This is a genomic window from uncultured Campylobacter sp. (assembly GCF_938045345.1).
GTDB lineage: Bacteria > Campylobacterota > Campylobacteria > Campylobacterales > Campylobacteraceae > Campylobacter_B.
Window position 1 is genome coordinate 1 of the sequence record NZ_CALIMS010000055.1, and the last position, 8,383, is coordinate 8,383.

The window sequence follows — 8,383 nt, forward strand, 5'->3', positions numbered from 1 at the left end:
CAGCTAGAGCAAGCGGGATCCAAGACTGCAGATACCGCGTCTACCAATGAGTAAAATTTCTTAGAATTTTGTCCAGTGAAGGCACGGATATCACCTAAACACGTAATTCTAAATTAAATTTATGTGCGATGATTAGGTTTCAAATGATTAATTTAAAATTTAATTTGGTGATTGTGCGTAAATTTAAAATTTCATGATTATGTCGGTTGCGGCTTTTTGACGCGACGTAAATTCTGCGGTAAATTTGGCTACATATTTTGCGCTTGCGTGATCCGCGCCGCTAAATTTAACTTTCAATATTTTTGCGATAAATTATTGCCGAATTTTGCAGCAAAACATATCCGCTATTCGCCATTGAGTCAAGTGGCGTGGCGCCGTAAGAACGCAATCAAGCCAAGCTCCGCAACAAAGTGCCTGCCGCTCACGTCTAGCGCCGTGAATGCGCGACGAGCGAGCTCTGTAACCCGGCGCCCGTCGCGGCTCGGTGCTTTATATGCCAGCAGCGTCATAGCCCTTGTGCCGAGCCGAACGCTCGCGCTAGCCGACGCGTCTTTGAAAAATCCCCACGTAAAGCGCGAAAACAAAACCGATCGCAACCGCGTAAGGAGCGAACTCGGTGATGCCTTTAGCCGAGCTTGCGAGCAAGAAATTATGCGCGATCGCGGCGCCCGCCGCCATGCCGATAACGAAGACGCCCGAGCTTAAATTTCCCGTGCCGGCCTGCACCAGGTGCTTGCCCGGGCAGCCCTCGCTGAGGCTGAAGCAAAGTCCTGCGAGCACCATACCCAAGAAATTCCAAACGAAATCGTTATGAGCGATAGGCTGGTCCTCAAAGCCGAGTTTGTATTGCCCAAATGCGATATTTGCGATGCTCGCAAACGCGATGACGCTTAGCACGCCCCAAAACATCGAGAAATCGCCGCGGAAAATTCTACCGAACGCGCCGACGCTGCAAAATTTGCTTCTATGCATCACCGCGCCCACGATAATGCCCGCAGCCAGCGAGATGCCTACCGCTGCGTGTTGCGCGCCGGGACCTTTAGCGGAGATAAAAAGCGCGCCGCCCTCGCCCGTTTTGAGTCCGAAAACCAAAGCCGCAAGTAGCGCCGCACCCAGTATCACGGGCAAAATTCCGATCGCGCCGCTAAGTCTTGCCTCTTTACTCGCCTCATAGCCGCGCTTTTTAAGCAAAAACCCAATGAGTACGCCGCAGATCAAACCCGCTAGCCCGGCTAGCGCGGTCAGATCGCCGCCGCCTAGGCGTAAAAACGCGCGCCACGGACATCCCAAAAATACAAGGCAGCCGATCATCGCGAAAATCCCTAAGAAAAATTTCGCAAACGGCGAGCTGCCCGTAACCGGCGCGAACTCTCGCGTCCAAAGCACGCTTGCCAAAAAGCCGCCGAACACGAGCCCTATGATCTCCGGGCGGATGTATTGCACCACGGCGGCTCGGTGAAAGCCCAGCGCGCCAGTGGTGTCGCGCAAAAAGCAAGCGACGCAAACGCCCATATTGCCCGGGTTTCCGAAATGCACCAGCGCCGCACCCAGCACGCCTAGCACGGCGCCTGCGATGATGTACCATTTAACGTTATTCATGAAAAGATCCTGAAATAATCTAGATCGACCGATCTCTTAGGCGCGATTTTATCCTTTGTAAAATAAAAAGTAAATAAATTCCGATCTAAATTTGCAAAAAACTAAATTTTAAAATCGCGCGGGCGGCCGCTAAATTTAAACGCAAGCAAATCGAGAGCGTTTAAATTTAGACTCTTTGCTGCGATAGAAGTGCCAAATTTAGCAACCTGAGCGTGGCGCAAACGAATCGAAACGAAAAGCCATGGCACAGAGGCGGTCATACGGAACACGATACAAACGGATACAGGTAGACCAGAGCTGAGGGGACAGAAATGGCGCAAATAGAGTGCAGGCATGACGTAGCCAAAACGCGCAAGCGGCCTAGACGGGGGCAGTACTTTCCACCAATAAAAACAAATTTCAAATGTTTTTGAAATTAAATTTCAACCTTATTTAAGTATGTAGATATATAATAATGTATTTCAATTTTATTTTAAAGGTCGAGGCATGAAAAAGCAAATTTTATTGGTGCCGCTTGCGATAGGCGCAATAGGCGGAGCGAATGCGGCCGAAAACAACGCCACGAAGTCGCAAGATCTAGGCCAAATCGTCGTGCAAGCGACGGTAAGCGCGGTCGATAACCTAAAATATGCGGGCTCGGCCGGAATTTTAACCCCCAAGGATATGAAAGCCAAAACCAACGTGATCGATTCGATCATGCAGATACCGGGCGTTGACGGCGGTATGGATATGGGGCGACAGATCGGCAGGCAGTTTCAGATACGAGGATTCGGATATCAAAGCGACGAGCGCGTCATTATCAAGCAAGACGGCGTGCGCAGAAGCCTAGGAATTTACTCAAATATGATCTCATCTTTTCGCACCGATAGCGACATCTTAAAGCGCGTCGAGGTCATAAAGGGCGCCTCGTCCGTGCTTCACGGCTCGGGCGCGATCGGCGGTATCGTAAATATGCAAACCAAAAGTGCGAGCGATTATCTAAGCGAGGGCAAAAACATAGGCTTGATGCTGGGGCAGAGGCTAGAATCAAACAATATGCATAGCACGCGCGGCGCGGTCTATGGCAAGGGCGAAGAAATTCCGATCGACGTTTTACTCTACGGCAAGCGCGCAAGCTACGGCAACGTCAAGTTCGCAGACGGCGGCACGCACTATGTCGAGGGGTATGACAAGAGCTTTAATAACGAGCACATCGATACGGGATTTTTCAAAATCGGCGCGAACTTGGACGATCACCGCATAAGTTTTAGTGCCTTTGATTACGACGAAAATTTACACACGATGTGGCAAACGCTATGGCAAAACGACTCAGATCTCTTCGTAAGCGGAAATTTAAGCCAAAGAGATTATGTTTTTGATTGGAATTTTACACCGAAAAGCCCGCTAGTGGATATGTCTTTCAAGGCTTATAAAAGCAGAGCCGAGTATAAACGCGGCTATAAAGATCAACAACCTACGGGCACGCTAGATTACGCCAATAAAGACGATCGCAAGGGCTTAGAGCTCAAAAATATCTCGGAATTCGACACGGGCTTTTTAAATCATAGCTTCGCTTTCGGCGGCGATTACGAAAATAGGCAAGAGGATGCGATCTTTATCCAAAATGGAGCGTTAAGAGATTTCGCCTCCTTTCCGAACGAATACAATAGCTACGGGCTTTTCGCGCAGGATCTGATCCGCTTGCACGATGATTTAGAGCTTACCTTGGGCGGTAGATACGATAGATTCGATCGCGACATCAAAGGCAAACCCGCTAAATTTAAAGATTCGAGATTTTCTCCGCGCGCGGCGATTGCCTATACTCTCTTTGATAAACTTACGCTTTTAGCGGGATATAGCGAGAGTTTCCGCGCGCCTACGCCGCACGAAACATCGCAATCAGGACCGATAAACCGAATGTATTATTACATCCCAAACCCCGATCTAAAGCCCGAGACCGTCAAGGAATACGAGGTCGGATTTAGTTTTAAACAGAATGAAATTTTTACGGACGATCACTTCAATATGAAATTTATCTACTTTAACGGCAATATCAAAGATATGATTGACGTTAAGCCGCTACCGCATCTTGGCGTGCCGCCGGGCGGCTTTTCGCAACAATACGGGCAGTATCAAAATATCGATCAAGCCAAAAGGCATGGTTTTGAGCTAAGCTCAAACTACCAAACGCAGGACTTTGATTTCGGCGCGAGCTTCGAGCGACTTAGAATTTACAATAAAAAGACGCACGAAAACATCAATAACCACGCCAAAAAGCTAAGCGTGCACGCCTCCTACTCGCCTTTGCACGATCTAAATTTAGGCTTTGAAGTAAGCCGCTATTTCAAGCCTCACTCCAAGCCCGCTTCATATTTTGCACGCGGGAGGGAGTATTTTTATGTAGATAAGTCCTTTACGATCGCTAATTTTAGAGGAAGTTACAAGATCAAAAACGGCATTATTCCGGCCCTTGACGGCGCGGACGTAAGCTTTGGCGTAAATAATATTTTCGATCGACACTACATCAACGCAAACCGCACGCGCGAGACTGTGGTGGTGGGTGCTGGACGAAATTTCTACGTCGATTTGGAAGTAAGATTTTAGATTAATTTTTTGTGGCGAGGCACGAGTTAAATTTTAAAACTTACCCGAGCTTTCGCCCCTCTTTCTTTTCAAATTTAAACCTCATCTTAAATTTTAACCTCATCGCGACCTTTTGGCGATGGGGGCTTAAATGTGGCATAAATTTCTAGCGCTATAAAATTCCGCAATTTTTAAAATTTAACAAACTGCAAAATTTTATGGGTTGCAAAGCCCGCAAGCTGCGAAATTCCACGCCTCATCAATCGATAGCGTTGGAGCTTTTTAACACTACTAGATGTTTTTTGCCCGCGAAGCTTAGCACTACGGCAGCATTACTTTCGTCGATCTCGCGCACCAGCTCTACTCGCACGTCGCTAGGTCTTGCGGTATCCGAGCTAAGCAGCTCATTTTCTAAAATGCTTCTAAATGCCGAAACCTTGGGCTCTTTTGCATCCGATCTTTCCTTTGCTCCCTCGCGAAATTCCATCGTGCCACTCTCGGCAGGTCTTACTTTAAGCGGCGAAATTTTATCCTCTGCTCTTATATTCTCGGCGCTCTCAGAGCTTTCGTCCGCCTCCGTAGCTTCCGAACGCTCGGCACGCGCAACCTCATCGTAAAATTTATCGCGCATGCTCTCTTCGCTCACGTTCTCGCCTCTTAAAAAATCTGCACCATCTACGCTTTTTGAGTCGTTAGAATTTTTTAAATTTAAAGCAGAGGCTTCATCTTTCTTCGCAAACTCCTGCGAGTCAGAATAATTGATAAAATTTGCGTTCTTTGATCCGCTCTGATTTTTAAAAGAGGAGTCGTTTAAAATTTCATCTATGCCCGCTTCGTCCACGTCAGCGCCCTCTATGCTAGCGTCGTCTTCAAAGACACGCCATGTCTCGTCGATACTTTTTTGCGGCTTGTGTGATAAAAATTTTCGCACGCCTACGAAAGCCGCAGCCGCAAGCAGTAACGCTACGATTATCGGCATCACGGAAACCCCGCTGCTACCGCTTTGCGCCATCTCACTCGCCTCGCTCTTTACGCTCATCTTGCTCTGATCGAAAGCGGGGTTTTTTACGCGCAAAATGAGCTTTAAATTGCCGTCTTGAGTAAGAGCATCGACTGATAGATCGGCTCCGGTAGGGAAATTGATCTCGATATCCTTGCCCTTAGGCGCTATCGTAAAGCTTTTTAAGACCTTTTGATTGGTGCGCATTTCGTTAAATTTCTCATCGCCGCCGAGCCCCTTTAAAATAAGGCTCATCGACTGCCCATCGACGCGGCGCACGATGTCTGGCTTGTATGCGGAGTCAAACGCCAAGGCGATGTCCACGCTGTCGTCGTGGTTGAAAAGATCGTATTGCATCAGATTGGCGCCGAGGCAAAAATTTGCGATTAAAATCAAAAATATCTTTTTCATGCTTTTTCCGTTAGTTAAAAAGTTCGGCGATCTTATTTTGCAGCTCGCGCCCGCCGTAGTTAGCGCATAAATTTACGATCGCAGTGCCGATGATAGCGCCGTCTGCGTATTCTTTCGTAGCGCGAACATCGCCGGCAGTGCGGATACCAAAGCCAATCGCTACGGGCAGATCGCTCATCTTTTTAAGATCTGCGACCATATTTTTAAGGCGCGAAATCGGAGTTTGCTTGCTTCCGGTCACGCCGATAGCACCCACACCGTAGATAAAGCCTCGAGCGCGGCTCAAAACTCGCGCGGCGCGGTGCTCGCTCGTAACACTGATAAGCGGAATGAGCGCGATACCAAACTCCTCGCAAAGTGCGAAAATTTCCTCATTTTCCTCATACGGCAGATCGGGGATTATCAGTCCACTGATGCCGTAGCGCGCCGCCTTGGATACAAACTCGCGCGCGCCATAGGCAAAGATCACGTTGTAATAGACCAAAAACACGAGCGGCTTGCGCGTTTGCACCCCTTTTAAAATTTCAAATACTGTGCCCGCGTTTACGCCGTTTTGCACCGCGGAGAAGCTCGCCTTAAAAATTTCGGGACCGTCTGCGAGCGGATCGGAATACGGGATGCCGATCTCAAGCAGATCGATCGCACTTTCGTCTAAATTTGACAAAAACTCCTTCGTGTGCGCTGGGCTCGGATAGCCAGCCACGATGTAGCCGATGTTCGCCTTTTTGCCCGCAAAGGCCGCCTTGATCTTATCCATAAATCGTTCCTTTTTTATAATTCATCACGGTATCCATATCCTTATCGCCCCTGCCGCTTACATTTACTACGATCGTTTTTCTGCCTTTTAGCTGCGGACAGAGCTTTTCTAAATACGCTAACGCGTGCGCGCTTTCGATCGCAGGGATGATGCCCTCAAGCCTACAGAGCAGTTTAAGCGCCGTGATGCACTCATCGTCGGTTACCGCTTCGTATTTTGCGCGACTTATCTCGTGCAGATGCGCGTGCTCCGGCCCTACGCCCGGATAATCAAGCCCCGCCGAGATGCTGTGAACAGGCTCGATCATGCCGAATTTATCCTGCAGTACGATCGTTTTCATACCATGGATGATGCCCGCGCGCCCATTAGTGATGGTCGCCGCGTGATAAGGGGTTTGTGCGCCCAAGCCGCCCGCTTCGACGCCGATGAGTTGCACAGCGGGATCATCCACGAACGCGCTAAAAATTCCTATCGCATTGCTTCCGCCGCCCACGCAGGCTAGGACGTAATCGGCTTTAATCCCCTTGCTCGCAAGTTGCGATCTGGTCTCGGCGCCGATGACGCTTTGAAAATCCCTAACCATCTTCGGATACGGATGCGGCCCGACCGCCGAGCCGATGACGTAAAATACGCTCTCGATCTCGTTTACCCACGCCTGAATCGCCGCGGTGGTGGCCTCTTTGAGCGTTTTTAAACCGGTGCCGATTTTGATTAAATTTGCACCCAAAAGCTGCATCCTAAAGGCGTTGAGCTGTTGGCGCGCGGCGTCGGTCTCGCCCATATACACGTCGCACTCAAGCCCAAATAGCGCCGCTGCCGTCGCCGTCGCCACGCCGTGCTGGCCTGCGCCGGTTTCTGCGATGACCTTTTTTTTACCCATCTTTTTAGCTAGTAGCGCCTGCGCTAGGGCGTTGTTGATTTTATGAGCGCCCGTGTGGTTAAGATCCTCGCGCTTTAGATAAATTTCATGCCCGTAGTGCTCGCTAAGGCGCGTGGCGTGATATAGCGGCGTCGGACGCCCCGCATATTCGCGCAGCAAGTAACTTAGCTCATCTTTGAATTCCTTCGTCCGCGCTATGGTGTTGTACGCATCCTCCAACTCCTCGAGCGCAAACATCGCCGTCTCCGGCACGAATTGCCCGCCGAAACTCCCGAAATACGCCTTTTTATTCATCCTATCTCCTCGCATTAAATCGCAAGATTATATAAAATTTCGCGTTAAATTTCGCTTTTTTGACGGCACCTTTTGCGGCGCTCTTCTAAATTTATCGGATATGCAGCCGCAAAAACGCGCGGCGCAAGATAGTAAATTTTGAAATTTACAATTCAAGGTTTCACGAACTACAAGTAAATTTTATAACGTGATTCTATATGGAATATGAAGGCTTAAATTTGAAAGCAAAATATTTCAAAAAGAGCAATGGTGTCCCCGACAATCTGCACACCCTTCAAAAACTCCCCGAAATACGCGATTACAGAATATCCGTATACAGTTTTTTTAAAACCATATAAAAATATTTTGTCATCTCTTAAGGAAACTTTAAAAATAAGCAAAGACGAGTTAAAAAGCTACAAACCTTAAGTAATTTAGCTTAAGGCTTAAAACCTTAAGAACGCTAATTAATCCATTTTCACTCAATGTCTCAAGTGCCTATCTATAAATAGACAGACGCTTAAGGATCATTTCTTCGTCCTTATGCGCGGGGATTATAATTGGAAAGATCTTAAAAGCCCCTTAGATAGAATTTATTAAATTTTCACTGCATAAAAATATTTAACAATATCGCGCAAGAAACAGCAACTAAAACAAACTGATAGAATACGCGCACAATATTAAAAATACGCGGGTATATTTTCAGATTTACGCGTAAGCGTAATATACAAAAAATATAGTCTAAAAAAGAGAACCCTTATAAAGCGCTAAAACGTCTCGAATACGTCAAACAAGGTAAAATACGACGTAAAGACACACTATAAATATCCGTCAAGAGCCTATCGTCTCTTGACGGATATCCCCAGCCCTAGGGCATTTATAGCTTGCATATGGTACGCTT

5 protein-coding genes are annotated in these 8,383 nt (G+C 47.9%); 1 reads left to right on the forward strand and 4 read right to left on the reverse strand.

Annotated elements, in window-relative coordinates; all coding sequences use genetic code 11:
• Positions 1–537 precede the first annotated feature (537 nt).
• Positions 538–1,599: a YedE family putative selenium transporter gene (yedE, locus tag Q0144_RS09495; protein WP_298063689.1), complete on the reverse strand. Its 1,062-nt coding sequence runs from the start codon at positions 1,597–1,599 to the stop codon at positions 538–540.
• Between the two features lie 486 nt (positions 1,600–2,085).
• Here yedE and Q0144_RS09500 point away from each other — a divergent pair, with 486 nt between their 5' ends.
• Positions 2,086–4,182 carry a TonB-dependent receptor gene (locus tag Q0144_RS09500; RefSeq protein ID WP_298063691.1) on the forward strand — a complete coding sequence of 699 codons (2,097 nt, stop codon included), beginning with the start codon at positions 2,086–2,088 and terminating at the stop codon, positions 4,180–4,182.
• A 238-nt stretch (positions 4,183–4,420) separates the two neighbouring features.
• Here Q0144_RS09500 and Q0144_RS09505 read toward each other — a convergent pair whose 3' ends face one another.
• From Q0144_RS09505 to trpB, 3 genes are read right to left on the reverse strand one after another with little or no spacing between them, the layout of a single operon-like run.
• Positions 4,421–5,572, reverse strand: a complete 1,152-nt coding sequence (locus tag Q0144_RS09505; RefSeq protein ID WP_298063692.1) for a hypothetical protein — start codon at positions 5,570–5,572, stop codon at positions 4,421–4,423.
• 10 nt (positions 5,573–5,582) lie between these two features.
• Positions 5,583–6,329 (reverse strand): tryptophan synthase subunit alpha, encoded by a 747-nt coding sequence (gene trpA, locus Q0144_RS09510; protein WP_298063694.1) that lies wholly within the window; start codon positions 6,327–6,329, stop codon positions 5,583–5,585.
• The gene (gene trpB, locus Q0144_RS09515; RefSeq protein WP_298063697.1) at positions 6,322–7,503 is read right to left on the reverse strand and encodes a tryptophan synthase subunit beta; all 1,182 of its coding nucleotides are present in this window, start codon (positions 7,501–7,503) and stop codon (positions 6,322–6,324) included. The genes trpA and trpB overlap by 8 nt, the downstream gene beginning before the upstream one ends.
• Between the last annotated feature and the right edge of the window lie 880 nt (positions 7,504–8,383).

Coding starts and splice junctions, on each gene's coding strand:
- yedE (WP_298063689.1), bottom strand. CDS start 1,599: ATGAATAACGTTAAATGGTACATCATCGCAGGCGCCGTGCTAGGCGTG.
- Q0144_RS09500 (WP_298063691.1), top strand. CDS start 2,086: ATGAAAAAGCAAATTTTATTGGTGCCGCTTGCGATAGGCGCAATAGGC.
- Q0144_RS09505 (WP_298063692.1), bottom strand. CDS start 5,572: ATGAAAAAGATATTTTTGATTTTAATCGCAAATTTTTGCCTCGGCGCC.
- trpA (WP_298063694.1), bottom strand. CDS start 6,329: ATGGATAAGATCAAGGCGGCCTTTGCGGGCAAAAAGGCGAACATCGGC.
- trpB (WP_298063697.1), bottom strand. CDS start 7,503: ATGAATAAAAAGGCGTATTTCGGGAGTTTCGGCGGGCAATTCGTGCCG.